The sequence below is a fragment of the Sphingobacteriaceae bacterium genome, from assembly GCA_002319075.1.
In the GTDB taxonomy this organism is placed as follows: Bacteria; Bacteroidota; Bacteroidia; order B-17B0; family Aurantibacillaceae; genus Aurantibacillus.
In genome coordinates, this window is sequence record NVQB01000001.1 from 5,324,519 (window position 1) to 5,342,715 (window position 18,197).

Annotated in this window: 17 protein-coding genes; all 17 read left to right on the plus strand. The window is 37.9% G+C overall.

The window, feature by feature from the left end; all coding sequences use genetic code 11:
- Positions 1-104: 104 nt before the first annotated feature.
- Genes CNR22_22995 through CNR22_23075 form a run of 17 tightly spaced genes read left to right on the plus strand, consistent with a single transcriptional unit; the run spans position 105 to position 18,165 of the window.
- Positions 105-872: a hypothetical protein gene (locus CNR22_22995; protein PBQ34525.1), complete on the plus strand. Its 768-nt coding sequence runs from the start codon at positions 105-107 to the stop codon at positions 870-872.
- A 26-nt stretch (positions 873-898) separates the two neighbouring features.
- Complete coding sequence (locus CNR22_23000; protein PBQ34526.1) at positions 899-4,153, plus strand: hypothetical protein; 3,255 nt, start codon at positions 899-901, stop codon at positions 4,151-4,153.
- Positions 4,154-4,173: 20 nt separating this feature from the next.
- Positions 4,174-4,719, plus strand: coding sequence for a chemotaxis protein CheW (locus CNR22_23005; protein ID PBQ34527.1), 546 nt, complete (start codon positions 4,174-4,176; stop codon positions 4,717-4,719).
- Between the two features lie 13 nt (positions 4,720-4,732).
- Positions 4,733-5,101, plus strand: coding sequence for a response regulator (locus CNR22_23010; GenBank protein ID PBQ34528.1), 369 nt, complete (start codon positions 4,733-4,735; stop codon positions 5,099-5,101).
- Positions 5,102-5,138: 37 nt separating this feature from the next.
- On the plus strand, positions 5,139-6,158 hold the full coding sequence (locus CNR22_23015) for a chemotaxis response regulator protein-glutamate methylesterase (GenBank protein ID PBQ34529.1): 1,020 nt from the start codon (positions 5,139-5,141) through the stop codon (positions 6,156-6,158).
- Positions 6,146-7,969, plus strand: a complete 1,824-nt coding sequence (locus CNR22_23020; GenBank protein ID PBQ34530.1) for a hypothetical protein — start codon at positions 6,146-6,148, stop codon at positions 7,967-7,969. The genes CNR22_23015 and CNR22_23020 overlap by 13 nt, the downstream gene beginning before the upstream one ends.
- The gene (locus CNR22_23025; GenBank protein PBQ34531.1) at positions 7,970-8,590 is read left to right on the plus strand and encodes a hypothetical protein; all 621 of its coding nucleotides are present in this window, start codon (positions 7,970-7,972) and stop codon (positions 8,588-8,590) included. It begins immediately after the preceding gene.
- A 42-nt stretch (positions 8,591-8,632) separates the two neighbouring features.
- Positions 8,633-9,487 carry a chemotaxis protein CheR gene (locus tag CNR22_23030; GenBank protein ID PBQ34532.1) on the plus strand — a complete coding sequence of 285 codons (855 nt, stop codon included), beginning with the start codon at positions 8,633-8,635 and terminating at the stop codon, positions 9,485-9,487.
- A 59-nt stretch (positions 9,488-9,546) separates the two neighbouring features.
- The gene (locus tag CNR22_23035; protein ID PBQ34533.1) at positions 9,547-10,533 is read left to right on the plus strand and encodes a hypothetical protein; all 987 of its coding nucleotides are present in this window, start codon (positions 9,547-9,549) and stop codon (positions 10,531-10,533) included.
- Positions 10,534-10,537: 4 nt separating this feature from the next.
- Positions 10,538-11,071, plus strand: a complete 534-nt coding sequence (locus CNR22_23040; protein PBQ34534.1) for a hypothetical protein — start codon at positions 10,538-10,540, stop codon at positions 11,069-11,071.
- A 6-nt stretch (positions 11,072-11,077) separates the two neighbouring features.
- Positions 11,078-11,620, plus strand: coding sequence for a hypothetical protein (locus CNR22_23045; GenBank protein ID PBQ34535.1), 543 nt, complete (start codon positions 11,078-11,080; stop codon positions 11,618-11,620).
- A gap of 11 nt (positions 11,621-11,631) precedes the next feature.
- Positions 11,632-12,015, plus strand: coding sequence for a nuclear pore complex subunit (locus tag CNR22_23050; GenBank protein ID PBQ34536.1), 384 nt, complete (start codon positions 11,632-11,634; stop codon positions 12,013-12,015).
- A gap of 17 nt (positions 12,016-12,032) precedes the next feature.
- Positions 12,033-13,103, plus strand: coding sequence for a hypothetical protein (locus CNR22_23055; GenBank protein PBQ34537.1), 1,071 nt, complete (start codon positions 12,033-12,035; stop codon positions 13,101-13,103).
- Positions 13,100-16,162, plus strand: a complete 3,063-nt coding sequence (locus CNR22_23060; protein PBQ34538.1) for an ABC transporter — start codon at positions 13,100-13,102, stop codon at positions 16,160-16,162. The genes CNR22_23055 and CNR22_23060 overlap by 4 nt, the downstream gene beginning before the upstream one ends.
- Before the next feature lie 21 nt (positions 16,163-16,183).
- The gene (locus tag CNR22_23065; GenBank protein ID PBQ34539.1) at positions 16,184-17,089 is read left to right on the plus strand and encodes a hypothetical protein; all 906 of its coding nucleotides are present in this window, start codon (positions 16,184-16,186) and stop codon (positions 17,087-17,089) included.
- Positions 17,090-17,144: 55 nt separating this feature from the next.
- Positions 17,145-17,624: a hypothetical protein gene (locus CNR22_23070; GenBank protein ID PBQ34540.1), complete on the plus strand. Its 480-nt coding sequence runs from the start codon at positions 17,145-17,147 to the stop codon at positions 17,622-17,624.
- 28 nt (positions 17,625-17,652) lie between these two features.
- Positions 17,653-18,165 (plus strand): hypothetical protein, encoded by a 513-nt coding sequence (locus tag CNR22_23075; protein PBQ34541.1) that lies wholly within the window; start codon positions 17,653-17,655, stop codon positions 18,163-18,165.
- The last annotated feature ends 32 nt before the right edge of the window (positions 18,166-18,197 follow it).

Below are 18,197 nucleotides of genomic sequence, written 5' to 3' on the forward strand. Positions count from 1 at the left end.
TAGTATCAATAGTGTTTTCCGAGGCTTTACAGGAATAACATTCGGCTTTTCACCTTATTCCTTTCCGCTTGAAGATTGCATTAGTTTGTAGGGAGATTAAAACCATGATAATTGCTTTTGCCAATCATAAAGGAGGAACCGGAAAGACTACCTCAGTCATAAATCTAGGGAAAGCTCTGAGCGATTCCGGTAAGAGAGTTCTGCTCATTGATCTCGATCCTCAGGGAAATCTGAGCTACTCGCTCGGACTGGCAAAACAGCAACTGACAGTTGCCGATTTTATGCTTGGCACCCATTCTTTTGAAGAGGTTGCCTGCGATGTAAATAATGTGCATGTACTGAGTGCTGACGGCAGACTCTACACAAGCATGGAATTAATTGCTGCGAAAGCGGATAAAGAATTTTTATTAAAAAAAGCTCTTGATAAAATAACAAACAACTACGATTTTATAATTATAGATTGCGCCCCTTCTCTTTCCATCTACACGGTTAACGCTTTTACAGCGGCTAATGGAATAATTATCCCTTTGGTTTTTGAAATACTATCCATACAAGGACTTGATCAGATATTAGTGGAAGTAACCAGAATTCAAACTACAACAAACCCTCATCTTAAAGTGATCGGCGCACTGGGTGTTATTGTGAATGAAAGCAGAAAATTGTCAGAAGAAGTATTAACATACATTAGAGACAATTACAGCGTAAACGTTTTTAATAACCACGTACGCAACAATGTTAAAGCCGCTGAAGCTCCCTCGTTTGGTATAAGCGTTATAGAATACGCTCCCACATCCACCAGCGCCAAAGATTATATAAATATCTCAAACGAACTTTTGACGATTCTTAAACACACAACCGAACATATCAATTAAACAATAAATAATTAAAACACTCTACTATGGCTTTAGGAAATAATATGAAAAAATCGGATGATACGTTCAACACTTCCGAAAATCAAAACGAATTTGGCACAGACCAACGTACTACTAACGGAAATGGATCTATGACTCAGAGCACTTTGGAAAATCAACGCATGCAGGGAATTGCAGACGCTATTGATGCCTCTTATGCCTTTATTGAATTTGATATTAACGGGGAAATTATCACAGCGAATGGAAACTTTTTGAATTCGATGGGTTATAACCTGAACGAAATTAAAGGTAAACACCATCGCATATTTGTTGAAAGTAGCTATGGTAATTCGATAGACTACGTTAAATTCTGGGAAGACCTCAAACAAGGCAACGTTCAGATAAACGAATTTAAGAGGATAACCAAATCGGGAAAAGAAATTTGGCTGCAGGCAGTTTACTCGCCGGTTAAAGACGAAATGGGAAGAATACTAAAGGTAGTTAAAATAGCTACCGACGTGTCTCCGCAGGTACAAATGCGTGAAGAAGCAAAACAATCGGCTGAGGAATTAAAGGCACAGGAGGAAGAGATCCGCCAGCAGATGGAAGAAATGTCGGCTACACAAGAGGAGATGGCTAGGGCAAGTGCTGAAATGAAAGGTATAACTACCGCTATAGATACTTCCTTTGCCTCAATTGAATTTGATACTAACGGAAACATTCTCACCGCAAATGCAAATTTTTTAAAAGCTGTAGGCTATTCTTTAGAAGACATTAAAGGTAAACACCACCGCCTATTCGTTGACAAAAATTATGCTAACACTGCCGACTATTCAAGATTCTGGGTAGATCTCGCCAACGGAAAAGAAAACAATGATCAGTTTAAACGCATCACAAAATCAGGCGATGAAATTTGGTTGCAGGCTGTTTATTCTCCTGTAAAAGATAGCACCGGTAAAGTAATAAAAGTGATTAAAATCGCTACCGATATTACAAATCAAAAAAATGCGGCACTTAATGCACAAGGTTTAAAAACGACTGTAGATGCTTCGTTCGCCGAGATTGAATTTGATACAAAAGGGAATATTTTAGAGGTTAACGAAAACTTTGTAAGAACGCTGGGTTACAATTCCTCAAAAGACATTCTCGGAGGTCATCATTCTATGTTTGTGGATAATGAGTATAAACGTTCTTTAGAGTATAAAAAATTCTGGGATGATCTGGGTAACGGCCTCACGCAAGCCGGAGAATTTAAACGCATTACCAGAGATGGGAAAGAAGTATGGATCCAGGCGGCCTACACTCCAGTTACCAATGAAGAAGGCAAAGTAATTAAAGTTATTAAGATCGCAACCGATATCTCTTCACAGGTACAAATGCGTGAAGAAGCCAAACAGGCAGCCGAAGAATTAAAAGCACAGGAAGAAGAGATCCGCCAGCAGATGGAGGAAATGTCGGCCACACAAGAGGAGATGGCCAGGGCAAGTGCTGAAATGAAGGGCATAACCACAGCTATCGACTCATCCTTTGCCTCTATCGAATTCGATCCTAACGGTAACATCCTTACCGCAAATACAAATTTTCTAAAAGCAGTAGGGTATTCTTTGGAAGAAATTAAAGGAAAACACCACCGCATATTCGTTGACAAAAATTATAGTAACACACCTGATTATTCGAGATTCTGGATGGATCTTTCAAACGGGAAAGAAAACAACGATCAGTTTAAACGTATTACCAGATCAGGCGATGAAATATGGCTACAGGCTGTATATTCCCCGGTAAAAGATAACACCGGCAAAGTCATAAAAGTGATTAAAATCGCTACCGATATTACCCTTCAGAAAATCGCAGCGCTAAATGCACAAGGCTTAAAATCAACAGTGGATGCCTCTTTCGCCGAAATCGAATTTGATACGAAAGGAACCATCATTGACGCCAATGAAAATTTCGTAAGCACACTAGGCTATTCAAACGCTAAAGATTTAGTCGGCAATCATCACTCTATGTTTATCGACTCCGAAACTAAACGTTCATCTGAATACAAAAAATTCTGGGACGATCTGGGTAATGGCATTACACAGCAGGGACAGTTTAAGCGCATGACCAGGGACGGAAAAGAAGTGTGGATCCAGGCAGCTTACACCCCTGTAAAAAACGACGAAGGCAAAGTAGTAAAGGTTATTAAAATTGCCATTGATATTACTGCGCAAAAGGAAGCAACACTCGAAACCGAAAAATCAACTATAGAAGTTAAACGCGTTGTAAGTGCGCTTGCTTCGGGTGATCTTACCCAACGGTATGCGATTGATTCAAAAGGAGAACTAAAAATGATGGGTGATTCTCTTAACACCGCAACTGCTAATTTAAACAGCTTACTAAGCAATATTTCCCAGATCGCGAATCTTGTAGCTTCCTCGGCAGAAGAACTTTTAACCAAAGGAGAGCAAATGAAAAACACCACCCAGGAGGTGGCCTCAGCAACACAGCAAATGGCTGAAGGAGCGCAACAGCAAGCTCAACAAACAGACGAGTCGAGCAAACTGATAGATGGCGTTTTGAAATCGGCAAATGAAATGGGTAAAAAAGCAGAAGTAATTAATGTTGCGGCAGAACGTGGTCAGAAAAGTGCCACCGAAGGTTTGTCTACGATACGCAAAGTGGTGGATAACATGAGCGAAATTTTAAACTCAGCTTCTATCACTTCCAATTCTATTAATATCCTGGCACAACGTTCTGAAGAGATCGCAAGCACACTAAGCGTTATTACAGACATTGCGTCTCAAACAAATTTACTGGCCTTAAACGCAGCTATCGAGGCAGCGCGTGCAGGTGAGGCTGGCAGAGGCTTTGCTGTGGTTGCTGAAGAAATCAGAAAACTGGCGGAAGGTTCACGTAAATCGGCCATAGATATTGAAAAAGTGATTCGTGAAGTGCAAAAAGACGTTTCGTCTGCGGGTAAGTCTATTGAAACAATGGAAGTGAGTGTTAAAAGCGGGAATACCGCCTCTAAGGAAGCTGAAGTTGTGTTTCAGAACATTGAGAAAACCAGCAGTGAAACGCTCGATCTTTCAAAAGAAATTGTTGATGCTACGGTTATTCAAAAAGAATCGATCAACTCCACTGTGAAAAATATCGAAAAAATTGTAGTGGTAGCAGAAGAAACAGCCTCAGGCACCGAACAGGTAGCGAGTTCTGGAAAAGAACTAAGTCAGGGTATGAATGAAGTTACTGCAACCAGCAAAGATCTGGCAAATGTAGCGAATCAGCTACAAGACAGTATTTCCAAATTCAAACTAAAATAATAACCCTTAAAACAATCACTATGAGTTCAACCACAGAATATACATTAGATGATGTAAAGCGTGAAGCCGGGAAGGAGATTCAAAAGCGCGAACATTCTGAAAGAATGCAGCTCATTATTTTCAAACTTGGAAGTGAAGAGTATGGCCTGTCCATCGAACAAATCAAAGAAGTTGTTTTAACTCCAAGAATTGCAAGAATGCCGCAAACCTCCGAACACATAAAGGGAGTAGCCAACATACGCGGTAGTATAATTGCGATAATGGACCTGGAGCAAAAATTTGGTTTAACAAAAATAACATCAGCAGAGGTATCGGCTAATTCCAATTACACTTTAGTTGTTGAAAGCGAAGAGTATAAAGTGGGTGTGCTTGTAAAAGAAGTTCCGAATACCCTCTCTATCAATGTATCTGATATTGACACAGCCTCTAACTTCGTTCAATACACTTCGTTTGACACCAACAGTGTTATAGGAGTAGTGAAATCGGGAGAGCGAATGATTATTCTGATCGACATGATCAAATTGATAGAAGCAGAAAACACTAAAGACGTATTAATAAAACAATAACTAAAATACCATTATGAGCAAAAGAGTTTTAATAGTTGATGATTCATTGTACATGCGTACCATGATAAACGAAGCATTAAAAAATGCTGGTTATGATGTTGTAGGTCAAGCAGGAAACGGGGAGTCGGCAATAGACATGGCCCTTGAATTAAAACCTGACCTCATAACACTTGACAATATTCTTCCCGACATGATAGGAACGGACATTTTAAAAGTACTGAAGCAAGACGAAGGCATAGCTTCAAAAGTCATTATGATAAGCGCTGTAGGACAGGAATCTGTCATACAGGAAGGCATGACTCTTGGCGCTTCAGATTACATTGTAAAACCTTTCACCACTGAGGGCCTGATTACCGCTGTGAATAAAGTAATGACTTCCTAAATTCATATAGAAGGTGGGACTTAACAAAACTATAAGGGTGCTGATTGCAGACGACTCTGTATTTATGAGGATACTCATAAAAGATATTCTCGAAGGAGAAAGCCAGATACAGGTTATAGCGCAGGCCAAAGACGGCAAGGAAGCCGCGGCATTGTGTGCTTTGCACAAACCCGATGTTGTTTTGCTGGATATGACCATGGGAGAGTATGATGGAATTTATGGCGTAAAAAAAATAATGGAATCTTGTGCCACACCCATCATTATTTTAAGTGCTTTGGGTAACACAGATATGTCGCCGGTTATGGAAGCATTATCTCTTGGAGCTATAGATTATCTTAATAAACCCGCCAATAACAATTCAAACATCCGCGAAGTTGGAGAGCCCTTAATAAGAAAAGTAAAAGAGGCGTCAGAAATCAGCCTTGCGCATCCGGTAAAAATTGACAAAATAATAAACATCAATCCCCATTCTTTTATTGATCAATCAAACTTTGACATTATTGTAATAGGGTCTTCTACCGGCGGGCCCACAGCTGTTGAAAAAGTAATCACGAATTTACCTGGCAACTTAAACATTCCTGTTTTAATTGCTCAGCACATGCCCTCTAATTTTGTTCCTTCTTTTGCTTCCAGGTTGGATGCGCTAACACCCCTGTCGGTGAGTATGGCAAGAAAAGACGACATCATTGAAAAAGGAAAGATATTGATAGCTCCCGGGAGCAGGAACATCATTGTGCGAAGAGAAAATGACAAAGTGCTGATCGACTACACACATCAAAGGTATAAAGAATTTAATTTTCCATCAGTTACCGGACTCATGTTATCCGTTGCCCAGGTTTATGGAAGTAAGAGCATTGGGGTTATACTTACCGGAATGGGTAAGGACGGCGTTGAAGGTATGAAAGCTATTTATGAATCAGGCGGATATACCATTGCTCAAAACCAGGAAAGCTGCGTCGTATATGGCATGCCACGAGCTGCAGTAGAAGAAGGATGTATCAGACAAATTGTTCCCTTGAATGAAATAGGCGGTTTTCTAACAAGTTGCCTTTCTTAAAAATTAATTTTATGAGTAAAGAAAAAGAATACAGGGAAATATTTTTAGCTGAAGCCCAGGAAGGTTATGAAGAGTTGAATAATCTCTTCACCGAACTTGAAAAAGACATTCATAACAAATCTGCAGTGGATGCAATATTCAGGATCACACATACTTTGAAAGGCAATGCTATGGGCATGGGCTTCGCATCCATCGCCGAACTCAGCCATGTGATGGAAGATATTTTTAACGAAGTAAAATCAACCAGGTTAAAATTAGACTCTATTATTTTCAGCAGCCTATTTAAAGCCAACGATGTTTTAGGCCAGTTGATAAATTCTTTGAACACAGGAGAAGAAATCAAATACAAAGGCATAAAAACAAAACTGGAGGTAATACTTAAAAACGTAAGACGCAACGATCAGGTTAACGATCAGGTTAACGATCAAAAAGCAACTGACAACAATCCAGCTGAAATCATTTCGGCAACAAACGATCAAAAAATAAACGCACTTACTTCCATCGTAGAAACTAGTGAAGCTAAACATCCCGTTCAAACAGAATCAGAGGGAGAAGAAGAAGAAAACATTGAACAAAAAATCGTTCTCTCTGATGTGGTTCAGGTGCCTGTGCGCAAGTTAGACGCCCTGCTCAACATTATCGGGGAGCTGATTATTGAAAAAGATACACTCACGGCACTAAACATAGAGCGCGGATACCAGTCAACCGATCTGGCAAGACTTCACCGGATAACATCCGACCTGCAATACGGCATTATGGATGTGCGCTTGGTGCAGATAGGTTTTTTATTTAATAAGTTTCACCGCATTTTACGCGACGTGGCCGTTATTGAAAATAAAAAAGTAGACCTGATACTGGAAGGAACTGAGATAGAAATTGACAGAAATATACTGCGTATTATGAGCGATTCGCTCGTTCATTTAGTTAGAAATTCTGTTAGTCACGGTATCGAATCTCCCCAGGAAAGAGTTGACCGGGGTAAACCTGAAACGGGAAAAGTAACGCTCCGGGCCATTAATGAAAAAGACACTGTATATATTGAAGTGCATGACGATGGAAACGGAATAGATCTGGCTGTAATAAAAAGGAAAGCCATTGAGAAAGGAATTATTTCGCAGGAGTACGCAAAAATTATCAGTGATGACGAAATAATGATGTGCCTTTTTGAGCCGGGTTTTTCGAACGCTGAAAAAATCACGGAGGTTTCGGGAAGGGGTGTAGGAATGGATGTAGTAAGACGTTCAGTAGAATCTATTGGTGGAAAAATTACTATAAGCACCCAACTTGGCAAAGGTTCTGTTTTCACCTTATCGTTGCCTTCCTCCATGGCTGTTAAAGGGGCCCTGTTATTTGAACTAAATAATCAAACCTTTGCTCTTGCGCTCACGCATACCGAAGCTGTCATCTCTATCGAACGCAAAGACATCCACAAAATAAGCACAGGCCTCATATCCAAATACCTTGGAAAAACCATCTCTATCATTTTTTTAAACGATCTATTTGAAATGGAAAGTCTGCAAGTAGCCATAGAAGAAGGCGCTTTTCATGAAACTTTTGATAAGATAAAAGAGGGACAAAAATTAGACGTGGTTATTGTTTCATATAACAAACACCTGGTAGGACTTGTGGTTGATAAATTAATGCAGCAGAAAGAAATCGTAGAAAAAGCATTGGAAAAACCTGTACAGCACATTCACATGTTCAGTGGTGCAACCATTCTCGGAGATGGAAATATTTGCCTGGTACTGGACGTTGCAGGCATACTGAAAAATCTATTTAAGGAAAAACTAACCTCAAAAATTGAAATTTAAATGATGAATAAAATTAGTGATATAGAACTTTCTGCTGCCAGCGAAATAGTAAACAAAGGTTTGTTTAAAGCAGCCGAATCTCTTTCGTTTTTTATGAAAGAGAAAATTTCGCTCGACGAGATGGATTATAGTTTTAATAAATCGTCAGAACCTGCAGATTTTACAAGCAAGAAAGGCAATAACATTCATCTGTTGTTAACTGAGATAATCGGAGATCTAAAAGGAATTTGCTGTCTTATTTTTAGCGAAGAAGAGGCCGACAAACTCCGCCAGGCTGCCCTACCCGAAGAAATAAGAAACAATCCTGCTATCATGGCCGAAATGAGCGACGGAATTTTGCTGGAGGTTGACAACATTATTTCAGCCTCTGTGATCACACAATTTTCTAACATTCTAAAGCATAAAATATATGGAGGCGTACCCGCTCTCAAAAAAATCAGCAGCGAACAGATCAATCAGTACATCAAAGGTAAACTCGAAGACGATATGTTCGTTGTGAGTTTTAACACCCATTTTGTTTCCGAGAACCTTGACTTTGGTCCGCAATTCTTATGGCTTTTTGACTCTTCTTTTGCTGAAAGTATTAAAAAATACACAGCACAGTTAAATACAATGCAATAAGCCAAACTTTTAAAAATTTATTTACTCTAATTTTTTCTATCTATGTCAGGCTTGCTCAAAGAAATATCTCAGCGCATTGAAATAAGCAATGAAGAACTAAATTCATTAACCACAGCGATAAAAACCCGTTATGGCATTGACTTTACAAGCTATGAACCTAAATCACTTAAAAGAGGATTTGCAAGACTCATAGCCAAAAACGATTTAGGTTCACTTGTCGGCTTATGGTCAAAAATCCTCAAGGACAAAGAGTTCCTTGTAAAATATATTGATGATCTTCTAGTAAACCTAACCGAATTATTTCGAAATCCGGAAGTATGGTTAAAAATAAAAGATGATTTACTTGAGACGCTTAAGTCAAAATCTAATATCAACATCTGGCATGCCGGCTGTTCAACAGGCGAAGAAATTTACTCTATGGCCATTGTTTTACGAGAACAACACCTGCTCAATAAAAGCAAGGCCCATGCCACTGATCTTAGCACAACCGCTCTTAATACAGCCAGACAGGGCGTTTATAATAAAATGCTTCTTAAAAAATACACCGAATCTTATCTCAGCTACTTTCCTAAAGGTGATCCAACCAGGTATTTTAAGGTTGAGGAAAATACGATTATTGTGAAAGATGAACTCAAGGGACACGTTACTTTTAATGTGCATAATCTTGTTCAGGATAAGATGCATAAAAAATTTAACCTGATCTTTTGCAGAAACGTGATGATCTATTTTGATGAACATCTTAAAATGAAAGTACTCCGTTTGTTTTACGATTCGTTAGAAGACGATGGTTATTTTATTATAGGTTATTATGACATGCTGCCTGATAGTTCAAAAGAACTATTCACTTTGTACGATGCCACTACCAGAATCTATAAAAAAAATAAATTAAACACATAACAAGTACTAGCTGTTTACCCTATTGTTTCTGACCCCTCATAACTTTTACTTTGACGTACATGGAAACTGACCAAAAATATAATAAAGTTTTAGAAGAACTCGACGGCACGAGGGAAGAAAATGCAACACTTCAAAACGAACTACAAAATTTGAAAATACAATTCCACGAGCTGGAAGAAACCAACAATCACCTTATTGCCGCTACCTGGCGCGAACGTGATCTAAAGAAAAAATTAACCGATACAATCGGCGAATTAAACAGAACTAAACTAGTTGTAGAAAATCAAAATAAACGTATTACAGAAAGTATTAACTACGCCCGTAAAATACAACTCGCTATTAATCCTACAGAAGCAGATCTACAAACCTGTTTGCCTGAAAGTTTTATTCTGTATTTACCAAAAGACATGATCAGCGGTGATTTCCCATGGTTGTTTCAACATGGCGACTTTATATACGTGGCAGCTGTAGATTGCACAGGACACGGCGTTCCTGGAGCAATGATGTCTATGATAGGCAATCTGCTATTAAACGATATAACAAATGGATCGGACATCATGCTTCCGTCACAGATCTTAAACCATTTGCACGCAGCGGTTGTACAGACTTTGAAACAAAATGTGCAGGATAATAACTCCAGCGACGGAATGGACATTGGCCTTAGCAGAATAAATATCAAAACCCGGGAAATAGTGTACAGCGGCGCGCACAGGCCCCTATTCCTGTTGAGAGACGAAGAAATAATTGTACACAGCGGAGATAAATTTCCAATCGGCGGAATGCATTATAAAGGCTTAAACAGTTTTACGGATACACAATTTCAATTTCAGGCCAACGACCGGATATTTCTCTTTACGGATGGATTTCCCGATCAGATAGGCTCCACTGGAAAAAAACTCATGACAAGAAATCTTAAACTATTTATCGAGTCGAATTGCAAAGGACCGATGGAAGAAACCAGGACGAAATTGTATGATTTTTTTCTTGAATGGAAAGGTGATCAAAAACAAATTGACGATATCTTAATTATGGGTGTAAAATTTTAATCAGATGTATATAGAGTTAACGAAGAGCATTCACAAACAAATGTCCGAGCATCAATTCGTGGTTTCCATTATGGGAAATTTTAATCAGGATTTTCTTAAATCATTGATAAAAATGACCGACAATAAACTTACGACACTCGACTTAAATGAATCTGTAAAAAAAAGAATTTTTCATTTTGTGGTAGAATGCGCACAAAATATCTGTACCTCAGATGACGGGCTTAACTCGACTTACAACAGTCTTTTTCTGATTGGAAAAAAGAAAGACGATTACCTGGTTTACCTGGGAAGTGTTTTTGATAATCATGCGGCTGTGCGTATTCAAAAACTTATTGCGGAAGTTAACGCAATGACCACTCCCGACCTTAAGGAAAAATTATATCAGGAAATGATAAAAAAAGAGAATACGGAAAATCATTTGCTTATGAGTTTGCTGGATCTTTCAAAACGTACGAAAGAAAAAATATCCTGTGACGAATTCATTTTCGACACCACCAATAAGTTTTTGTCTTTTAAAATAACCTTATCAAATTTTTAGCTCATAATGGACAGTCAGATTAATATTTACAACATGTTCAGGTTAATGCTTGACAACAAATTAATAATCATTTACCAGGGCTTATTTGACCAGGAAATAATAAAGTCGATGGTTGCCATGACCGAAAAAAAACTGATGCAGGATAACGTTGACGAAGGCCTGCGAAGAAAATTATTTAATATAATGGTAGAAGGCCTTCAGAACATTTGCAAGCACCAGTTTAAAACAGAGGTCTTTGAGCATAATCCTTTCCTGATGGTAGGCGCGGGTGACAGCTACTACAACATGTCGACCGGCAACCTTATAAATAAAGATAAAATCGCAATGCTTGAATCTAAGCTAGACGAAATAAACAGCCTTAGCAAAGAGGAACTTAAAGAGTTTTACAAGCAAGCCAGGCTCAAAAGCGTTATAAGTGATGTGGGTGGCGCAGGTCTTGGCTTTATAGACATGGCAAGAAAATCGGGTAACAAATTAGAATATAAATTTTACGACGTTAATACCACCCAGTCCTTTTTTGTTTTATACACTAAAATAAGTAACAATTAAATATATATACTATGGAAACGCTTGAATTGAAGATATCTGGCACTGAGGATACGCCTGAAATTAGCTTTAACAACGAAACAAAAGAGTTTATGATCTCAGGAAGATCTTTACCGGAAGACGTAAGCACATTTTATAAACCCGTGTTTGAGTGGTTGGATTTTTTTGCCACTACCACAAGCCTTAACACGGTTTTTAAATTTAAGCTTGAATACTTTAACACAGCTTCTTCCAAAATTATCCTGGACATCCTGATGAAACTAGAGGAGCTTCAAAATTCAAACAACTTTGCAATTAGTATCGAATGGTTTTATAACGAATCAGACGATGACATGCAGGAGGCCGGCGAAGAATACAAAGAGCTTGTTGAAGTTCCGTTCAATGTTATAGCCTATTAATATTAAAACAAACTACCATGGTAACTGAAATAAATAATGTACTCTCAGGACTTAATTGGCCTAAAGACAGCCTGGTTACCCTCCACCGTTTAAAGCTGGGAAGCTCATTCACGGAAAATACGCTATTAAAAAAAATAATTTCTTTAATCGGAAGTCGAAATTCAAGCCGGCTCAACCGACTAAATGAAAACTCAAAAATAGATCGTCCGCTAACCGCCGAAATGCGTTTTTACCTCTTTTTTCTCGTACTTAATTTAAACTTTGACTCCCATAGCGGTAAGATAAATAGCGATCTCGAGAAGATGATCGCTTCTCTGAAGCGCATTCTGCACATAGAGGAAGCGGTTTACCAGGATCTGCTTGTTTTCCTTTCCTGCAATAAACTTTATGCTGACACAAAGGAGAGTATATATTTAAGTCCGGCAAGAACTAATCCCTTACTAAAAGCGAAAGGTGTAAACATTCATTTTAAAAATAAAGATCAGAATAGAATACAGTACATGAAGTATTTTAACACGTACGATCTTTTTCTAACTAAAACCTTCTACTCTGCCAGACCTTATAATACTTTCGAAGACGAAATAAAAATAGAAGAAATAAATGTGGTTAGCGAAAAACAATGTGTAGTTTCTGACTATGGCATGTTTTCATTCGATGAATTAAAGCATGAGATCAGGAATTTCCATCCCCTGCAACACGTGCAGGTTTATGGAAATGATTATTTACCGAGTATTCAGCTTGATCCTTACAAAAGCGAGATCTCTATCTCGGGCTCTTCTGCCCCACTCTCGGTTACCAGCTATTTTGAACCCATACTGGAATGGGTAAATATTTTTAACTGGTATGGAAAAAAACACCTGCGGATTTATTTGAAGTTTGACTATTTTAACACCTATACCACCCGCTTTCTTGTTGATCTTGTAGCGCTTTGCAAAACTTTTTCTATTCACGGCAAAGAAATAATTTTTTTCTGGTACTACGATTTGGAAGATGTTGATTCGAAAGATTTCGGCGAATACCTCCAAAGTCATTTTTCACAACAAAGTACTTTTCACCTTCTTGAGAACGATAACACGGTTTACAAATGAGCGAAGAAATTTTAAAAGCCTTAATGCAATTATTTGCAATTCTCGCAAGACAAGATGGTGTTCTGATCGAAAACCACGAGGCGTACGTATTTAATTTTTTGTCGTCGCAACTGAGCGCCGACCGAGTTAAAGAGTATATGGAAATCTATACTGCGTTTTTTAAGGCAACCAAATCAGAGAGTCTTGCAACCGATGAAAAAGAAAGAAACCGCACCTCTATGAAAGATTCGGTTAGAACACTTTCCATCTGCAAAAAAATAAACAAAACTTTAGCCCAAAAGCAAAAATTAATAGTTCTTATCAGGCTCCTCGAATTTTTTAAGAAAGACTCGCAACATTCTCTCAACCGCGTACAAATTGTTGAAACGGTTGCTGATGTTTTTAAAATAGAAAAACAAGAGTTTAATGAAATAAAACAATTCGTTTTTCAGGAAGAAAAAGCCATCGACCAAAATCAGATTCTCATAAGCACAGGATTGGATTCTGAGAAAAACAATTGCAAACATTACATCGACATTCCGAACTATACCGACAGATGTAAATTGCACTTCATCAAAAGTATAAACATAATTATACTGAAATACCACGGTTCGGCTGAGTTGTTTCTCAACGGCATTGTCATACAGCCAGAGTCTATCTACCTATTTCCGCAAGGCAGCACCTTAAGATTACCGCAATCGTCCATCTATTATTCTAACGTAATTACCCTTTTTAACGAAGAGCGTCAGGATGCTGTTTTTTCTTTCTCGGCACATATTGTGGAACATAAGTTTCCGAACGGCACAGTGGCATTGAACGAATTGCGCATCGAGGAAAGTTCCGGAAACTTAGTTGGGATCATGGGAGCAAGCGGGTCGGGCAAAACAACCTTATTAACGCTTTTGTCAGGCCAGGAAAAACCATCGAATGGCACTATCCTAATTAACAATACCCCCGTAACAACATCTAATTCAGAGTTAAATGGGGTCATTGGATACGTTCCACAGGATGATCTTCTGATTGAAGACTTAACCGTGTACCAGAATCTTTATTACAATGCAAAACTTTGTTTTAAAGATTTAAGTGAACAAGAAACAGACGACAAGATCCTAAAAACACTGGCCTCGCTGGGACTAGAAGAGATTAAACACATTAAGGTAGGTAACGCACTTAATAAAAAAATAAGCGGTGGACAGCGCAAACGACTAAATATTGCTCTTGAATTATTAAGAGAACCTCATATTATTTTTCTGGATGAACCTACCTCAGGTCTCTCCTCGCGGGACTCAGAAAACGTAATGGACCTGTTAAAAGAACTCACATTCAAAGGCAAACTTATTTTTGTAGTTATTCATCAGCCTTCATCAGATATTTTTAAAATGTTTGATAAGCTTATGATCCTTGATAAAGGTGGCTTTGCAGCGTATTATGGCAACCCCGTGGAGAGTGTGATCCATTTCAAAAAAACCACACTTCAAATTAATGCAGAGGTAGCAGAGTGTTCAACGTGCGGAAGCGTAAATCCGGAAACTATCTTTAACCTGATTGAGTTAAAAGAAATTGATGAGTATGGAAATTACACCTCGAAAAGAAGACTTAAGCCTGTTCATTTTTATGAAATTTACCGCCAAAAATTTTTCGACACGGGCATAAAACAACAGGTGACAGAAAAAATTAAAACATCTTTAAATACTCCCGGAAAAATCAAACAGACCTTATACTTTTTTCTGCGGGATTTCCACGCGAAGATTGGCAATAAACAATACCTGCTTATTAATGCATTAGAGGTGCCTGTGCTTGTTTTATTTCTTAGTCTTATAATAAGGTATATCGACAGAAATAAGACGGATAACTACATCTATGCGCACAACTACAATATACCGGCCTATTTTTTCATGGCCATTATAGCTTCATTGTTAGTGGGACTTACTATAAGTGCTGAAGAAATATACAGGGACGAAAAAATACTAAAACGAGAAAAGTTTTTGCATTTAAGCAGGCTTTCCTATTTATTATCAAAGGTCATTATTCTCTTTTCGATTTCCTTTATACAATCTCTTCTGTTTGTTGCAATTGGCAACGTGATATTAGAAATCCGCGTTAATTATCTGGACTTTTTTATCATGCTCTTTTCCGTTTTTTGCTTCTCAAATATTTTAGGCTTGATCCTTTCGTCGACATTCAACAGTCCGGTAACGATCTATATTATAATTCCTTTAATCATTATTCCCCAGCTTATTCTGGGTGGCGCTATGTTCAGTTATTCTAAACTTAACAGCTTGTTTGGCGGCGGTTACAAGGTGCCTCCAGTTGCAAATTTAATGGTTTCGCGCTGGGCCTACGAAGCAATTATTGTAGATATGTTTACCAACAACAAATTTAACAGCGACAAGTTTAGTTACGACAAACTGGAAAGTAAGTTGAATTATAAGCTGGTTTATTTTATTCCAAAAATGGAAGAACTCGTTGGACGCAGAAATGAAGAAACAGCGAGTGCCTACCTTGCTACCAGCTCCATCATTAGAAACCAATTAGTAAAGGATGCGAAAGATGCAAAGAATTTAGGATTTACGCTAAATGTTCCCGATGAAAAATCAGCCTCCGCAGTTTTACATTACCTGGATACGCTAACTAAATTTTATATAGAAAAAAATAATTCGGTCGTTCGCATCAAAGAACAGTTCGTGACTAAAAAAATCCGGGCTATGGGTGGAAAAAAATCATACGAAGAAGAAAAACTAAAGTATTTGAACGGAAGACTTGACGAAATTGTTACAGCTTCTTTTGAGAAAGAGAAAATTATTGAGATGGATGAGGAGTTGATCCAGATCATCGACCCCATATTCAGAGATCCTGAAACATCTGCTAAATTCATGAGTTACGATGCCCACTTCCTAAGCGCAAACAAATATTTTGCAGGCATCCTCATCCCGACTTTTATTTTTAATCTCCTTGTAATTTGGGTAATTAACCTACTCCTGTTTTTTATTTTATACTTCAATTTTTTCAAGCGCTTGTTAAGCGTATTTGACAACCGCACATTTAAAATGAAGATTCCCAAAACTACAACTACTATTTAAAGTCAAACAAACACCGCCAACATGAAAAAAAATATATTGATAATCCTATCAGGCTTTCTTATTTCGGGATGTAACACTTCCTCAGACAATAAAAACGAAGCCGATATTTTAAATACTAAATCAGATACATTGCAATCTGTAAATATCTCACGGGAAGTGCTCGATGATATGATGCAAACCTTGCCATCGCCTATAGAAATGGCAAATCTTATCACTCAGTCGAAAGGTGGATTTAAAAAAGAACTTTTGATTCCTTCTGAAAATGCAGAAAGCTATTCTGACAAATATTCACAGGCGCTTGCTTTAGGCGGCTATGGCGTAGATCTTGGTTACCTGAATCTGAATAATAAAATGCTTTATACCATGAATTACCTCGAAAGCATAAATACAGTTTCGAAAGAACTCCGGGTAAATCAATTCCTTGATTTTTCAGTCTTAAGCACCCTGGCAAAAAACCGGAATAATGTAGACTCCCTGATCCAGATCTCAACTAATAATTTTAATCAGATCAATGAATATTTAAGATCTCAAAATCGCGGAGACCTGAGTGTATTGATTCTTGTGGGCTCATGGCTCGAGGGCTTACATATGTTCACCGCCATAGTACAAGAGAATCCATCTGACGAGGTTAAAAAAAGAATAGGCGAGCAAAAAGTCATCATCGACAATATTTATGCAATACTGAATAAAATCGAAAACATTCCTTATTACAAGGATCTGAAAATGAAACTGGCTGGACTTAAAAAGGCATATGCACATGTAAAAATATCTTATATCTATAAAGAACCGGAAATGAAAGAAGTAAACGGCGAACTCGTTGTTACGGATAATTCAGAATCTATTATAGAAGTAGCACCTGCCGATATTCAAACAATCTCAATCGAAGTAAAAAAATTAAGGTCTGATATTTTTCTTATAGACAAATAATTAAGCCACCAATAGTTAAAAATCCTCTCTCACTTAAAAAACCACGCAAATGAATATGAATAAGTCATTAAAGAAAACGTATTTTTTTATACTTACCCTGATCTCACTCGTAATTCTGTCGCCTGTTTTTGGTTTTAAAAAGGGCGGTTGCAACCATGAACGTCTGATGACGGAGGCCGTGGACCGTCTTAAAAAATACACGCTCCTGCAGGATTTTCCACTTTATATGAAGGAAAAGAAAAAAAAGGACGCCATTGAATTTAAAAAACAGATCATTACACTTAACAGGGGCGTGAAATATAAATTCTATACTGTAAGGAATACCGATTACGAAGGTTTACCAATACTCTCTATTTACAACAATGAGAAAATGGAATTTCTACTCGGTATAACCTACAATGCCAACCTCAAGAAATTTTATAACGAACTCGAATTTGAATGTAAAACCACAGGCAACTATTGTTTAGCCTTTAACTTCCAGGATGGTCTTGAAGGTTGTGGCCTTGGCGTTTTTGCATCACTAATAAAAGAATAAATCAGGTTCTGAATAAAAATTTAACCACATGCAAATGAAGAACGTTTATATTTTTTTACTGGCTTTGATCTCGTCGGAGTTTTGCGCTCAAAACCCAAAACTAAAAATATACATCGACACCGTTGAATTCAAAAACAAAGAAAAACAAGTATCTGCAACTGTGAAGATTGGAAAAAATAACGTCGCTATTTTATCGCCTGAACAAGATAGAATAATGTTGCCTGCCGATATGGATGTTAGAACAATTGAAGCCATCACATTTATAGTCTGTAACGACACTATCACGTTTTCAGTTAACAAGATACTTGAGGGAACAGATATATCGTCAGAATCAGTGCGACTGGCAGCGCTGAATATAATTTTCCATTCCGTAAAGCGGTGGGAACTTCGTGTAAGTGGTTTTAGCAGCGAAGCAGATAAAAAAGAAAAAGGTACAGAAAAAAATACCGGTAAGTTTGAACGTAAAAATGCTCAATCCAAAAATTTTAAGATTTACGCGCTCCGAACGATCAGCTGGAAATATTATATAGTGAAAGTATGATTTTTGATTTTAATCCTGCAAGCACCGATAAC